This window comes from Chitinophaga sp. 9-1-y (assembly GCF_059511905.2).
In genome coordinates, this window is the sequence record NZ_CM197955.1 from 4468889 (window position 1) to 4483746 (window position 14858).

The following is a 14858-nucleotide window of genomic DNA, read 5'->3' on the forward strand; positions in this document are numbered from 1 at the left end:
CAAAAGCAGGGCTATAGGAAATGTTAAAGGTGGAAAATAAAATTTCCGCGTCAACAATATTTATTATATTTATAGCTGTTGATCCTGGTTTCTTATAACCGCCGGCGCTGACTGGCTATCGCAACACCTGCACAAACTCCGCAGGACTCTGACAGATGATCACCATCAAAAGAAAGATTGCGCGTTGAAATCACTTTCATAATTAACTATTTTATTAGCACGAAAAGAGAGACACATTTTTATGAATAAGAAAGATATCTGGAGATATAAATCTTTGGAGCAGTTGGAGAATAAGACCTGGGGAACGGCCACAGATCAAGATTCAGGAATAACTCAGAAATCTCTTGCTTTAGTGAAGGTACCTGTAGCAAAATTATCCGCCAGTGAATTGCGGACATTAATTGGACAATCCTTTAATCCTACTTACCTGGTACCATTAGCTTTAGAGATATTAAAAAATGATGTACTGGTAACCGCCGGTATGTATCCTGGAGACCTGTTGAAGATTGTACTGGACGTACCTTCCACCTATTGGGTAGAACACCCGGATCTTCACCAAAACCTCGTCGATATGATGCAGGACAGAAGTGAAGAAATAGAAACTGAAATCGACTTACCTGAATTCTGGCGTAAGAAGGCAGAAGCGTAATAACGTTACAGGTAACGCCGTTTAGGCGAACTGCTTCATTCCAATTTACATTAAGACCCACTACCTGCGACCAATGATTCACATCGCAGGCAAGGACGTTGCGTCAATTATTTCATCCGCCTCCGGAGGCTATTCGGAGACTGTATAGCATTGCTAATGAATTTACCGGTAGTGTATCGGTAAATAACAGGCCATGGCTTGTGCTTTGTATAACAACGGAGACGGACAGGTAATACGCGTAAACGAGAGGGTTCTTCCAATACAACAACATGGCTTTGCTAATGTACTTACCGCAGTACTGGTAAATATGGGGATACTATGTGCTGTATCGCACCATTCAGGTCGACGCTATTCTCCGAAATCAAACAACGACAACTGCGTCGCCGAAAGTGGCTTCCCTTCCGGCACCGACGTTTCATGGAAATTTGACAACGTAATACCGAGTAGCCGTATACGTTTGTTTTCCAGTTCAGAAGCCGCTAATAACTGTTTGGCGGTTTCGACAATGGTATCGAAATCTCCTACCGGAAATGGAAAGGATTGATTGCGTGTGATCTGCTTAAAATCACTGTACTTGATCTTCAGCGTAATGGTTCGCCCTTTGAGCTGATAACGCTGCAGCCGGTCGTATACCGTTTTACCAATTTTGATCAGCTCTGCTTCCATGTCTTCAATCGTGGTGAGATCATAAGGGAAGGTGTCTTCTGCACCCAGCGATTTTGTTTCCCGGTGTGGTTGCACTTCCCGGTCGTCTTGCCCACGTACAATACGATAGTAAAAACTACCTACTTTGCCGAAATGATGCTTCAGGTCTTGTTCCGATAACTTTTTAAGATCAGCACCAGTAAAGAGTCCCATCCGTTTCATTTTGTCGGCGGTTACTTTTCCCACGCCATGGAATTTTTCCACCGCCAGCTTTTCCATGAACGTTTCAATCGAAGACGGACCAATAAAGGTGAGTCCATCCGGTTTATTAAGATCGGACGCAATTTTAGCCACAAACTTATTGACAGATACACCTGCAGATGCGGTGAGCTGCAACTCATCCCGGATCGCCTGTTTGATCAGTTTTGCAATTTCAATGGCAGAGCCAATGTTTTGTTTGTCGTTGGTAACATCCAGGTAAGCTTCATCAAGAGATAAAGGTTCTATCAGATCAGTATAACGCGCAAATATTTCGCGGATGTGGCGGGAAACTTCTTTGTACGCATCAAAACGGGGACGCACAAATATCAGTTCAGGGCAAAGCTGCAATGCCCGCTTGGACGGCATCGCAGAACGGACCCCAAATTTGCGGGCTTCGTAACTGGCTGTGGCCACTACCCCGCCCCTTCCTTCCGGAGAACCACCCACTGCAATAGCTTTGCCGCGATAAACAGGGTTATCGCGTTGCTCTACAGACGCATAAAAAGCGTCCATATCAATATGAATAATTTTTCGTTGTATGCTGTGTACGTCTTTCTCCATTTCTACACCCGGAAGCCACCCAAAGATACAACGAAAAGACATGCGGCAATACCGCTAAAGACGCAAATACCTTATCTTTAAACCCTAATTTTCTACCCGTGAACAACAACGATCAGGAATACTCATACGAACATCAATCATTCGAAAACATGGTATGGGACAGCACTACCATTTCCGGCAAAGAATTCTATGAATGCAAGTTCTACAAATGCAGTCTGAAGGAATGTATTTTGGCGGACTGCACCTTCGAAAATTGCACCTTTGAAGATTGTGATCTTTCCCTGATTCAGTTCAAAAAAACAGCCTTCAGCAAGGTAACATTGCTGCACTCCAAAGCCATCGGCGTGGCCTGGACCAACGCCCGCGATCCGCTCACCGCAACGTTCCAACACTGCCGCATCAGCTACGGAACATTTGCAGGTAAAAACCTGAAGAAAGCGGTGTTTATACATTGCCAGGCAGATGAAGTGGACTTTTCCGACTGCAACTTAATGCAGGCCAACTTTACCGGAACTGATCTTGCAGCAGCACGGTTCATAGGAACTGATTTAACCCAGGCAAATTTTGTAGGCGCACACCGGTATGCGATTAATGTACAGGAAAATAAAATAAGAAAAGCGAAGTTTAGTTTGCCGGATGCGCTGGCATTGCTGGATGGATTGGGTGTGGAGATTGTGGAGTAGCAATAGGCTTTCTTAAAGAAACGTTTCGATGATAACATTCTCAAATTCATTCAATAAAACAAATAGAAAACCCGGCAAAATTTGCCGGGTTTTCTATTTAAAATTTACACTGTTTACTTCAACGGCTTTATCCAATAACTATAAAACTGATCCGCATACGGTATCCTATACTCCTTCAACGGCATAGAACCCCAACTATCAATTCCCTGTACACCGGACTGCTGCATATCTACGTGCATATACACGGTATTACGCGGCACCAGTTCACCGGAGTGATATTGCTTTTTATCTGCTTCCGGATCCAGGTCGTCGATACTATAAGGTAAAGCGGAAAAATTGAGTAATTGATCGATATATTCAAACCGCAATCCTTTACCTTTCTTATTGGTCATGTTCACCCAGCGAACATCCGACTTATTGCCGCTTTCCTGTGGACGGGCATAAGGGAAATATTGGCTATCGACCGATTGCTGATAAAGACCTACGAAAGAAGCGGTTTTTCTATCCCAATAGTTTTCCCATGGACCGCGGCCATAGTAGCTGATCCGGCTGAGTTGTTTATTGAGCAGCAGATCATTACCCACACGCAGCAGCAGCGGATATTTTCCTTTGATAACGTTCAGTTGATTTTCCACTTTTACCGCGCCATCACCATATATATGAAAGGTTTGGGTGATGGTAGCGTCGCCTTCCAGCAATTCTTTTTTAATCGTCACAATATACTCGTTGGCCTCTTTCTGCAGGTTGGCGCTGAGTAATTTGCCTTCTTCTGCAGCATTGCGCCATTTACGCAGGGTGTGATTAAAGTTGGCACCAATATCATTATCGGTGGGTGCACGCCAGAACGATGGCTGCAGATTCCCCTCCAGCATGGCCTCCCCTTGCAGGAGATAACGCATTAATGCACCTTTGCTCATATCAAAAACGAGGGCAAAGCCACTTCCTGCTATTTGCAATGCACCAGGTGTTTCCGTTGCAGTGAGTGCTGCCGACTTAGGTGCTACTACTGCTGGCTTTAGGGTTGGACGCCATACAAACTGCGATGCGGCTATTTCATAGCCGGCGGGAATAAATGGTTCCTTCTCCTTCAGCTGGTAGTGTAGGGTGAGAAAATATTCCCGGCCAGCTTTTATTGTTGTTTTTACCGGCAGCTCCATGTTAATGGTTTGCTGTGGTCCTGCTTTAAGATCGTTGACAATGCCACGTTCTACCGGTTTCCCATCTTCCAGTATTTCCCATACTAAACGGTAGTTGGATAAATCCCGGAAGAAATAACCATTGCGGATGGCAATACCCGCAGCTCCGTTAAAAGTAGTGCTGATATGCTGGTACACTTTCTTCACTTCCACCGCCATCGGCGTAAGGCCGCGATGAGCCGTTACCACGCCTTTTACGCAGAAATTGTTATCACTGAAATCTTCATTTACCGGACCACTCAGCGGGAAGTCGCCACCATAGGCGAGAATACGTTTACCATTCTTTACGGTATCGATGCCCTGGTCTATCCATTCCCAGATGAAGCCGCCCTGTAAATAAGGATTGTTTTCTATGGCCGTCCAGTATTCCTGGAAGTTACCTAAGCTGTTTCCCATGATATGGGCGTATTCGCTCATGATCATCGGGCGATCAGGATTGCGCTGGGAATACTTTACGAGGGAACCCGGTGATGGATATTGCGGTACAATGATATCGGTGTTATAGTCGTGTTCGGCGCGTTCATACTGCACCGGACGGGTACTGTCTTTTGCTTTCAGCCAGTCGTATCCTTCATAGAAATTGCAACCATTACCAGCTTCGTTTCCTAACGACCAGGTAATTACCGAGGCATGGTTTTTATCTCTTTCATACATGCGCTGTATCCGTTCCAGGTGGGGAACACGCCATTGCTTGTCGTTGGCAAACGTATAGGCAAGATCGTAGTAGCGGCCATGCGATTCTATATTGGCTTCATCAATAACGTATAAGCCGTATTCGTCGCAAAGTTGCATCCAGTAAGGATCTGGCGGGTAATGAGAATGACGCACTGCATTTACATTCAGCTGTTTCATCATTTCCATGTCCTTGCGCATATCCTCTTTGGTAAGGGTATGGCCCTGTGTGGCATTGTGTTCGTGACGATTCACCCCTTTCAGGAATACGCGTTTACCATTCACGAGGAAATTACGGTCTTTAATTTCGATGGAGCGGAAGCCAACCCGCTGCGGAATGACTTCCAGCACCTGTCCTGTTTTATCCTTCAGGGTAATGTACAGGGTATACAGGTAAGGAATTTCTGCCGACCAGGTTTGTACGGCTGGTATTTCTTTACTGAAAGAAACGGTGGATTTATAGTTGCCCAGTACTTTCTGTACGCTGCGGGTTTCTTCGCTATACACGCTTTTCCCGGTGGCATCCCGAAGGTCTATGGCTACAGTGAAGGTATCTGGTTTGCTATGGTTGGTATTTTTATCGATACGGTAATTATCTACCTCCATATCTATTTTAAAAATACCGTTGGTGTAGGATTTATCTAAGGTAGATGTGATCTTAAAATCCCGTACATCTATTTTCGGAGTAGCGTACAGGTATACGCCTCTTTCGATACCGGAAATGCGCCACATATCCTGGCATTCCAGGTAAGAGCCATCGCTCCAGCGGTATACCTGCAGGGCCACCAGGTTTTCACCGGGTTTCACATATTTGGTGATATCAAATTCTGCCGCCAGTTTACTGTCTTCACTATAGCCTACCTGTTGGCCATTTACCCAGATGAAAAAGGCGGATTTCACAGCACCCAGGTGGATGAACACCTGCTTGCCATCCCAGTGCTGTGGGATATTGATTTTTTTGCGGTAGGAGCCTACCGGGTTATTATCTTCCGGAATATCAAAAGGAGCATGCAGGTCTTCACCTGTTTTGGTACGGCCGGCAAATTCGTAGGGTTGATTTACATAAATGGGCAATCCATATCCATTCACTTCCCAGTTGGCCGGCACTTTAAAATTATCCCAGGCGGCATCATTGAAATCAGGCTTATAGAAGTCCAGGGGGCGTTTCCGCGGATCCTGTACCCAATTGAATTTCCAGGAGCCGTTGAGCGACAGGAAGCAAGCGGATTTTTCTTTTTCCTGTTGCTGCGCCAGGGTCGGATTTTCGTAGGCAAACGCGGTGGCCCGCATCGGCATCCTGTTGACCGATACCACTTCCGGTGTTTGTAATTCAGCAGGTAACTGTTGCGCCCAACCGTTTATAGATAAAGCGGTCAGCGCTACCAATAGTAGTCTCTCTTTCATTGTTCAGTATACGTTCAGTAACGTATAAAGAAAGGATTATTTTTTTAAACCTGCCCGATAAATTTGATGAGCGATATAAATACGGCAGGCACCGGAAATAATTCCGGCGCCCGCGCATTGGGTTGGATGAAAGACCGGCTACTGGAGGATCACACTTCTTTTCTCTTTTGACACGCGCCGGCCTCTGAAGAATAGGTATAGGTTAAGGAATAACATAACGCCGAGATAAATAAGGAAGCCACCAATTTTCACACTCAGGATTTCCGTTAAAGACCTGGGCGTGGCTACCTTACCGGCTATTTCCATGATCAGGAAAGCGAAGCCCAGGTTGAGTAAGTAAAAACCCGTTTCGAATAACTTGTTGGTGGCATTGGCCAGGTCTTCTTTACCATGGAAAATATCCAGCATAAATACCCGGCTGTTTTTGAAAAGCGTGTGTGCTACTAACCAGGTAACAGCAATCACAATAGGCAAGTAAATTGTGTAGGCAATAAAATTAAGGGACTGTTCCATATACTAGGATTTAAGATAAAGGTTTCGTTTGCTGATAATATAGATCACGGCCAGGTTAAAGCAGTGCATAACGCCCAGTGAAAGCAGAATCTGTCCGGTCACGGTAATGATCACGGTTAGCATGGCTAACGGGTTGTGAATGGGTTGCCAGGTGCTGATCATGATGGTAGCATAACCAATGTTTACGAGGTAATATCCCACCAGTAAAATGTTATTAATGGCATCGGTGAGTGCGGCATTCCCCTGCAATAATCCGAGGATAAAAACGCGGCCGTTCCGATAAAATGTCCATCCCACTTTTACAGTGATCAGGTAAGTGAGGGCCAGGTAAACCAGGTAAGCAATGATATTCATAACCCATTTGTTGCTTTCTGCCCTCAAAGTTATTTTAACTTATTGAATTTTCAAAATATTCTGAAAGTTTCCAAAATAAAAAACATTGATCACCGTTTTCCTTTTAATATATTGGGAGAGACATTTGTGAACAATGCCACTAAAATCCGGTCTGCTAGTGACTTTGCACCGGAAGCGCCTGGTTTTGGCGCTGGATAAGATAAGCTATAGTGATATTTTTCCGGACTGCTAAGCATTCATTTGCTGAGGGCACACCACCCTCCCGGTAACCATGAAAGGATAAAATCGATTGTTTAAAGATAAAACCAGCAACGTAATGATCAGGAAAAAGGAAGGTTTCCAGGGGCAGCGCATGATCGTCATTCCCCGCAACATCCTGAATAAAAACTGTGCTAAAGAACCTGTATTGACGCCACTTTATATTACAGACATTGGCTATTATCCCAAAGCCCTTTTCCACCACCGGAAAAGAGCCCAGGGTGCCGATCAGCACATCCTTATTTACTGTGTAGATGGTAAAGGAACCGTCACCATTAAAAAAGAAACGTTCCCTATTCAACCAGGCGATTGCTTCATACTGCCACGCAAGCTGGCGCACGAGTATAGTGCTGATGCCACCGATCCATGGACTATTTACTGGGTGCATTTTTTAGGCAGCAGTGCCGGCCCCCTGGTAGACACCGCCGTGAAGGAATGGAATGGATATAAAACTTTTTTGCCGCATTTACCGGAGCGACTGGAACAGTTTGAGGCTATTTATCAACCACTAGCACGCGGCTATCGCCAGGAAAACCTGGTGTATTCCAATATGAACTTCTGGTCTTATCTCTCGTCCTGCATATATCCTGGCGTCAACAAACCCGGAAAATCAGCACAGCACCACGATGCCATAGATATGGCGATTGATTATATGAATAATCACCTGGATAAAATGCTTACCCTGCAACAAATGGCCAAGTCTGTAAACCTGTCGCAGTCGCACTTTTCCTTCCTTTTTAAAAACAACACCGGCTTCTCTCCCATTGAGTATTTCAATCACCTGAAAGTGCAGAAGGCTTGCCAATACCTGCTCTTCACGCCCTTACGCATTAAAGAAGTAGCCATGCAACTGGGTATGGAAGACCCATATTATTTCTCCCGGATGTTCACCAAAGTCATGGGCGTTTCGCCCAACCAGTACCGCGAAAAGAAAGTGTAATCATAATATAATCCATCAAAAACAGCAGATCATCTAGTAGCATTCTGTTACTGTCGGCCTATTTTTACAACGTGTCAATCAATTGCTAATGCATTATTTCTCCACGTTGAGGATAACAGTGGTCCTCTCTATTGCTGCCGGCGCAGGCATTATGTTTGCCGCCTGTCATTCCAATAAAAAAGTAGATTTCAGCACGGAAGTAAAACCGGTGCTGAACAAGCATTGTATCAGCTGCCACGGAGGCGTGAAACAAAGTGGCGGATTTAGTGTACTGTTCCGGGAAGAAGCCCTGGGCAACACCAAATCCGGTAAACCTGCTATTATTCCCGGTCACCCTGAAAAGAGTGAATTCATCCGCCGCCTTACCTGTAAAGATCCAAAAGAACGGATGCCACAAAAAGGCGAACCACTCACGGAAGCGGAAATAGATATCCTCACCCGTTGGGTGAAACAAGGCGCCGAATGGGGCGAACACTGGGCTTATGTAGCCCCCAAAGAAGTGGCCGTTCCGGATATTGATGTAGCCAATGGCAACAACATTGATCGTTTTATACAGGCCAAACTGAAAACAGAAGGGCTCAAACCCTCGCCGGAAGCCGATAAAATGACGCTGCTGCGCCGCGTAAGCCTCGACCTCACCGGTCTGCCACCTACGCCGGAAATGGCAAAACAATTTGCCGACAGCAAAGATCCCAAAGCCTACGAAAAAATAGTGGATGAACTGCTACAGTCGTCGCACTATGGCGAACGCTGGGCCGCCATGTGGCTGGACCTCGCCCGTTATTCCGATACCAAAGGCTATGAAAGAGATGAAGGCCGCAGGATATGGCGTTACCGCGACTGGGTCATTGATGCCTTTAACAGCGATATGCCTTACGACAGCTTTACCATTAACCAGCTGGCCGGCGATCTGCTTCCCAATCCTACCAATGCACAACTCATTGCTACCGCGTTTAATCGTAACACCATGTGCAACGACGAAGGAGGAACACAGGATGAAGAATTCCGCACCGCCGCCGTGATGGATCGCGTAGCCACCACCATGGACGTGTTCCAGGGCGTAACCATCGCCTGCGTGCAATGCCATAGCCACCCTTACGACCCCTTCCGATTCCAGGACTATTATAAACTGCTGGCATTCCTCAATAACACCCGCGATGAAGATACCCACATGGAGCATCCCAAATTGCGTTTATACGACAGCGTTAGTACATCACAGGTACAGGACATCAGCAATTGGGTTGCCCAAAATGGCAACACCAACCAGCTGCAGGATGTACAGGAATTCTTGAAAGTACTGGAACCTAAAGTACATGCCCACGACGCCGACCAATATATCAACGGCGCCCTGCTCGATACCAAGTACATGGGCGTAAGAAATAATGGTAGCTGCCGTTTACCCCATCAGCAACTGGACGGGAAAACACAGCTCTTCATGAACTACTGGACCGGTAGTCCGGGTGGCACCATGGAAATCAGGCTCGATAGCCTCAAAGGTAAAACGATCCTCACGCACCAACTGGCCACTACCAACGGACGACTGGCCATCACCATGCCATTACCTGCCATCACCGGCACCCATGATCTCTACCTGGTATTCCGCAACCCGGCGCTTAACCCGGCAGATGCCGTTTGCGCCATAGAATGGTTTGCCTTCCGCGGTGATATGCCCGGCAAAGGAAAACCAGGATATGACAAAATCAACGCGGAAATGATGGCGCTGATTAATCAGAACCCGGACGATGTGCCCGTGATGATAGAAAACCCTGCCTACATGGCCCGCACTACCCACGTATTTGAACGGGGTAACTGGCTCGTGAAAGGCCCCGTAGTAACACCGGATGTACCGGCATCGCTCAATCCTTTCCCTAAAAATGCTCCCCGCAACCGGCTCGGGCTGGCGGAATGGATGACAGCTACGCAGAATCCGCTCACCGCCCGTGTGATGGTAAACCGTTGCTGGGAACAGATTTTCGGTACCGGCATCGTGGAAACACTGGAAGACTTTGGCACACAGGGTTTCCTGCCCTCCCACCCGGAGATGCTGGACTACCTCGCCTACAAGTTCATGCACGAATACAAATGGCATATCAAGCCATTACTCAAAGAAATTGTTTTATCAAACGCTTATAAACAAACATCAAACGCCACCCCGGAGATGCTGGAAAAAGATCCTGCTAACCGTTTACTGGCAAGAGGTTCCCGCTTCCGCCTCACCGCAGAAGAAGTACGAGACCAGGCATTACGCGTGAGCGGCTTACTCAATCCGCAAATGCACGGCCCGAGTATCATGCCTTACCAACCGGATAACATCTGGCAAACCGTATACAACGGCGCCAACTGGGTAACCGCCACCGATGGTAATCAATACAGAAGAGCAGTGTACGTGTATCAGAAACGTACCAGCCCTTATCCGTCTATGATTTCCTTCGACGGCAGCAGCCGCGAAGTATGCCTGCAACGCCGCATCCGTACCAACACCCCCTTACAGGCGCTTACAACGCTGAACGATCCCGTTTACCTGGAAACAGCTACTGTACTGGCGAAACATATGCAACAAAACGGGGGCAAAGATGTGGTAGCGTGTATCCGTTGGGGTTATCAAACGGCGATGTATAAAGCCATCCCTGATAATAAACTGAACGTACTAAAAACACTCTATACACAGGCGCTGAAAGAGTTCCAGAAAGATCCTAACGCCGCCATGAAAATGCTGCAAAGCAAAAACAGTGAACCGCAACAGGCCGAACTGGCTGCCCTGGCAGTAGTGGCTAATGCTATTATGAACCTGGATGAATTCCTGACTAAATCCTAAGCAGTATGACCAAACATGCAAAACTGATCAAGGAAGCAAATGATACTACCCTGCGCTTTTTTACCCGGCGTCACTTTCTGAAGGATTGTGTTACAGGCCTGGGAGCAGCAGCATTGGGCTCTTTCCTCGCCAGCTGCGGCAGCAGTAGCAGCAGCAATAAAACCCTGGTAGATGCTGCCGGCAACCCGATGGCGCCCAAAGCACCGCACTTCCCCGGTAAAGCCAAAGCAGTGATTTACCTGCACATGGCCGGCGCTCCATCCCAACTGGAACTATTCGACTATAAGCCCGAACTGGCGAAACTACATAACCAATTATGCCCCCAGTCACTGCTGGAAGGCAAAAAGTTTGCTTTCATCAGAGGCGTTCCCAAAATGCTGGGACCACAGGCCGTATTTAAACAGCATGGAGAATCCAGGGCCTGGATTTCTGACCACCTGCCACATTTCACCACCATGGCCGATGATGTGAGCTTCCTGAAAGCAGTGCAAACAGATCAGTTCAACCATGGCCCGGCACAATTACTCATGCAAACGGGCAGCGCACGACTGGGTCGCCCCAGCACCGGCTCCTGGGTAACTTACGGACTGGGCTCTGAAAACAGCAACCTGCCCGGATTTGTGGTACTTACCTCCGGCGGTAAAACACCGGATGCCGGTAAAAGCGTATGGGGCAGCGGTTTCCTCCCCTCCGTATACCAGGGCGTACAATGCAGAACCAAAGGCGAACCGGTACTATATCTCTCCGACCCGGATGGTATGAGCCGGGACCTGCGCAAAGAATCTATTAACGCGATCAACGAAATCAATAAAGAAGAATACACCGCCTTCGGCGATCCCGAGACACTGGCGCGTATTTCCCAGTATGAGCTGGCGTACAAGATGCAAATCTCTGTACCGGATGTGATGAACATCAACAACGAACCGGATTATATCCATGAAATGTATGGCACACAACCCGGTAAGGAATCTTTTGCCAACAATTGTTTACTGGCCCGCAAGCTGGTGGAAAAAGGCGTACGTTTTGTACAGCTGTACGACTGGGGTTGGGATACACATGGCACCGATGAAGGCGGCTCTATCGACTATGGCTTACGCAACAAATGCCGCGAGATAGACCGTCCGATTACCGCACTGCTGCAGGATCTGAAGCAACGGGGTTTGCTGGATGAAACCCTCGTGGTATGGGGTGGAGAATTTGGCCGTACCCCGATGCAGGAAAACAGGGATGGCAAAGAAATGCCTTTCCTGGGCCGCGACCACCACGTAGAAGCCTTCACTATGTGGATGGCTGGCGCTGGTATCAAAAGAGGATGTTCCTTCGGAGAAACCGATGAAATAGGTTATGCTGCCGTAAAAGGTAAAGTAGCCATCAATGATATTCATGCCACCATCCTGCAACAACTGGGATTTGATCACGAAAAACTCACTTACCACTTCCAGGGACGTCCTTTCCGTTTAACAGATACCGGAGGAAAAGTAATTACACCCATACTCAGCTAAAACATGGATCAAACAAAAAGAAATTTTCTGAAACAATCAGCCCTGATGGCCTCTGCGTTATGTTTACCTTCTCTCCCCTCTTTTGCCGGCACCACGATGGCCCCTGCAAAAGAAGGATTCCGGTTAATTGTGTTAGCTACTAACTGGGGCTATAACGGTAGTATAGATGCGTTTTGTCAACAGGCCAAACAGGCCGGTTACGACGGCCTGGAAGTATGGTGGCCCGGTGATGCCAACGCACAACAGGAATTATTTGCTGCTTTGGCGAAACATGAGATGGCAGTAGGCTTCTTAGCCGCAGGCTACGACAGCGACTATACGAAACATGCGCAGCAATTTGAAACCATGCTGAAAGCGGCTACCAGTAACAGTAAAGTAAAACCGCTGTATATTAACTGTCATTCCGGTAGGGACTATTTCACTTTTGCGCAAAACTGTGCGCTGATTGACATGACCGTTCGTATTTCCAAACAATCCGGCGTTCCCGTATATCACGAAACACACCGTTCGCGGATGCTGTTTGCGGCACATGTGGCGCGGCAGTTTATTGAGGCAAAACCGGATCTGCGGCTTACGCTCGACATTTCACACTGGTGTAACGTACACGAATCCCTGTTGCAGGATCAATCTGCTACCGTAGCCAAAGCATTGGAGCGTGCTTCGCATATACACGCGCGTATTGGTCACCCGGAAGGCCCACAGGTAAATGATCCACGGGCGCCAGAATGGGAAGGTGCGGTAAAAGCGCATTTTGCGTGGTGGGACCAGGTAGTACAGTATCACCGCACCGCGGGCAAGCCGCTGACATTCCTCACGGAATTCGGTCCGGCCGATTACCTGCCTACGTTGCCGTATACCCGTCAGCCGGTAGCCGACCAATGGGATATCAATGTATATATGATGAAGCAGCTTAAACAACGTTATAGTAAATAATGAGACTACTGATAAATACCGGCAGCTGGAGCATGTTTCTAGGGCGTTCGCACCCTTTGCTGGTCCATTTGCCAATTGGCATATTATTGATCGCCTGCATCCTGACCTTGCTGGCCCGCCGCGAAAAATGGCGGCACCTACAGGGTGCATTACCGGCTACCCTGCTGATTGCAGCATTGTCTGCCATCGCCAGTTGTATTACCGGTTACCTGCTATCCCTGGATGGCGGCTACGAAGAAAATTTATTGCTCACGCATAAATATCTCGGTATAGGCGTGGCCGTTGTGAGCACCGGCCTGTATATCCTGGAAAAGAATAAACACAAAGGGCGTCTTCGCCGCTGGCAGGTACCGGCTTCCGTGTTGATGGTATTGCTGCTGAGCGCCGCCGGCCATTATGGCGGCAGCCTGACTCATGGCGACGACTACCTCACACAGGCTATGCCGGATGGTTTACGGCAGCTGACAGGTGTGGGCCTAACGAAAGCACACGCTGCCGCCTATACGAATATCGGCGATGCCCGTGTATATGAAGACCTGGTAATGCCGGTGCTAACCAACCGTTGCTATGGTTGTCATAATGAACAAAAGCTGAAAGGCGGGCTGCGACTGGAGTCTGTGGCCCTGATCCGTAAAGGGGGCGAGCATGGTCCCGTGTTGAAAGACAGCCTGCCGGAAGAAAGTGAATTATTTAAGCGACTGATTTTACCTGAGGAAGACGAACACCGCATGCCCCCCAAGGGTAAACCGGGCGTAACACCACAGGAACTGGAACTGCTGCACTGGTGGATTTCACAGGGTGCGCCTACCGGCAAAACCGTAAAAGAGCTCACCAAAACGCCGTTGATGCTGGCGGTACTGGAAGGCATGCAACCTGCTACGCCATTGGATAAGCAGGAGTTTATCCCGGAAGAAAAAGTAAGCGCCGTAAGCGCGGAGCATATTGCCAAACTGGAGGCAAAAGGCATGAAAGTATTGCCGGTAGCTGCTGGCAGCAATTACCTGAATGTAGATGGCATCAACGCCTCGAATTTCACCAATGGAGATATGCAGCTGTTGTTGCCGCTGAAAGCGCAGCTGGTATGGCTCAACCTGGCAGGTAGCCGGGTAACAGACAGTTCATTTGGCGTGATCGGCAAACTCACGCACCTGGTACGACTGGATCTCAGGAATACGGGGATAAAAGGCAGGGACTTGTCTGCGTTAAATGCCTGTACAGAGTTACGTTATCTCAACCTGGGAGGCACTGCGCTGACGGGAGCATCTTTAACATCTCTCCAGAAAAACAAAAAACTGCAACAGGTATACCTTTACCAGGCAGGCGTAACGCCGGCAGCAGTAGCTGAGCTACGTAAGTATATGCCGAAGCTGACCATTGATACCGGTGGTTATCGCTTGCAGCAGCTGGCCTCCGATACCATGGTGTATCACAAGGTAGCGGGGTAATCAGCTTATCGCGTGTAAGCGTATACG

Annotated in this window: 11 protein-coding genes; 7 read left to right on the forward strand and 4 right to left on the reverse strand. The window is 47.9% G+C overall.

What is annotated here, in order from left to right:
- Nucleotides 1–241 precede the first annotated feature (241 nt).
- Entirely contained in the window at nucleotides 242–649 is a 408-nt protein-coding gene (locus AC5ZC7_RS17530) for a contact-dependent growth inhibition system immunity protein (protein WP_496157612.1), read from the forward strand.
- 348 nt (nucleotides 650–997) lie between these two features.
- On the opposite strand, the gene dinB is transcribed toward AC5ZC7_RS17530, so the two are convergent.
- Complete coding sequence (gene dinB / locus AC5ZC7_RS17535) at nucleotides 998–2158, reverse strand: DNA polymerase IV (protein WP_496157611.1); 1161 nt, start codon at nucleotides 2156–2158, stop codon at nucleotides 998–1000.
- Nucleotides 2159–2214: 56 nt separating this feature from the next.
- Between dinB and AC5ZC7_RS17540 the strand changes: the two genes are divergently transcribed.
- A complete protein-coding gene (locus AC5ZC7_RS17540; RefSeq protein ID WP_496157610.1) occupies nucleotides 2215–2799 on the forward strand; it encodes a pentapeptide repeat-containing protein in 585 nt (194 codons plus the stop codon).
- Between the two features lie 113 nt (nucleotides 2800–2912).
- Here AC5ZC7_RS17540 and lacZ read toward each other — a convergent pair whose 3' ends face one another.
- The 3 genes from lacZ to AC5ZC7_RS17555 form a co-directional block, all read right to left on the reverse strand.
- Nucleotides 2913–6071 carry a beta-galactosidase, LacZ type gene (gene lacZ, locus AC5ZC7_RS17545; protein ID WP_496157609.1) on the reverse strand — a complete coding sequence of 1053 codons (3159 nt, stop codon included), beginning with the start codon at nucleotides 6069–6071 and terminating at the stop codon, nucleotides 2913–2915.
- A 138-nt stretch (nucleotides 6072–6209) separates the two neighbouring features.
- Entirely contained in the window at nucleotides 6210–6584 is a 375-nt protein-coding gene (locus tag AC5ZC7_RS17550; protein ID WP_496157608.1) for a hypothetical protein, read from the reverse strand.
- 3 nt (nucleotides 6585–6587) lie between these two features.
- On the reverse strand, nucleotides 6588–6938 hold the full coding sequence (locus AC5ZC7_RS17555) for a hypothetical protein (RefSeq protein ID WP_496157607.1): 351 nt from the start codon (nucleotides 6936–6938) through the stop codon (nucleotides 6588–6590).
- Nucleotides 6939–7254: 316 nt separating this feature from the next.
- Here AC5ZC7_RS17555 and AC5ZC7_RS17560 point away from each other — a divergent pair, with 316 nt between their 5' ends.
- The 5 genes from AC5ZC7_RS17560 to AC5ZC7_RS17580 all read left to right on the forward strand — a co-directional run bounded on the left by AC5ZC7_RS17560 (nucleotide 7255) and on the right by AC5ZC7_RS17580 (nucleotide 14831).
- Complete coding sequence (locus tag AC5ZC7_RS17560; protein WP_496157606.1) at nucleotides 7255–8136, forward strand: helix-turn-helix domain-containing protein; 882 nt, start codon at nucleotides 7255–7257, stop codon at nucleotides 8134–8136.
- A gap of 88 nt (nucleotides 8137–8224) precedes the next feature.
- On the forward strand, nucleotides 8225–10951 hold the full coding sequence (locus AC5ZC7_RS17565; protein WP_496157605.1) for a DUF1553 domain-containing protein: 2727 nt from the start codon (nucleotides 8225–8227) through the stop codon (nucleotides 10949–10951).
- Nucleotides 10952–10956: 5 nt separating this feature from the next.
- A complete protein-coding gene (locus AC5ZC7_RS17570) occupies nucleotides 10957–12453 on the forward strand; it encodes a DUF1501 domain-containing protein (protein WP_496157604.1) in 1497 nt (498 codons plus the stop codon).
- 3 nt (nucleotides 12454–12456) lie between these two features.
- Nucleotides 12457–13386 (forward strand): sugar phosphate isomerase/epimerase family protein, encoded by a 930-nt coding sequence (locus AC5ZC7_RS17575; RefSeq protein ID WP_496157603.1) that lies wholly within the window; start codon nucleotides 12457–12459, stop codon nucleotides 13384–13386.
- Complete coding sequence (locus AC5ZC7_RS17580; protein ID WP_496157602.1) at nucleotides 13386–14831, forward strand: c-type cytochrome domain-containing protein; 1446 nt, start codon at nucleotides 13386–13388, stop codon at nucleotides 14829–14831. Before AC5ZC7_RS17575 ends, AC5ZC7_RS17580 begins: the two co-directional genes overlap by 1 nt.
- Nucleotides 14832–14858 lie beyond the last annotated feature (27 nt).

Coding starts and splice junctions, on each gene's coding strand:
- AC5ZC7_RS17575 (WP_496157603.1), top strand. CDS start 12,457: ATGGATCAAACAAAAAGAAATTTTCTGAAACAATCAGCCCTGATGGCC.
- AC5ZC7_RS17530 (WP_496157612.1), top strand. CDS start 242: ATGAATAAGAAAGATATCTGGAGATATAAATCTTTGGAGCAGTTGGAG.
- AC5ZC7_RS17580 (WP_496157602.1), top strand. CDS start 13,386: ATGAGACTACTGATAAATACCGGCAGCTGGAGCATGTTTCTAGGGCGT.
- AC5ZC7_RS17565 (WP_496157605.1), top strand. CDS start 8,225: ATGCATTATTTCTCCACGTTGAGGATAACAGTGGTCCTCTCTATTGCT.
- AC5ZC7_RS17560 (WP_496157606.1), top strand. CDS start 7,255: ATGATCAGGAAAAAGGAAGGTTTCCAGGGGCAGCGCATGATCGTCATT.
- dinB (WP_496157611.1), bottom strand. CDS start 2,158: ATGTCTTTTCGTTGTATCTTTGGGTGGCTTCCGGGTGTAGAAATGGAG.
- AC5ZC7_RS17555 (WP_496157607.1), bottom strand. CDS start 6,938: ATGAATATCATTGCTTACCTGGTTTACCTGGCCCTCACTTACCTGATC.
- AC5ZC7_RS17550 (WP_496157608.1), bottom strand. CDS start 6,584: ATGGAACAGTCCCTTAATTTTATTGCCTACACAATTTACTTGCCTATT.
- lacZ (WP_496157609.1), bottom strand. CDS start 6,071: ATGAAAGAGAGACTACTATTGGTAGCGCTGACCGCTTTATCTATAAAC.
- AC5ZC7_RS17570 (WP_496157604.1), top strand. CDS start 10,957: ATGACCAAACATGCAAAACTGATCAAGGAAGCAAATGATACTACCCTG.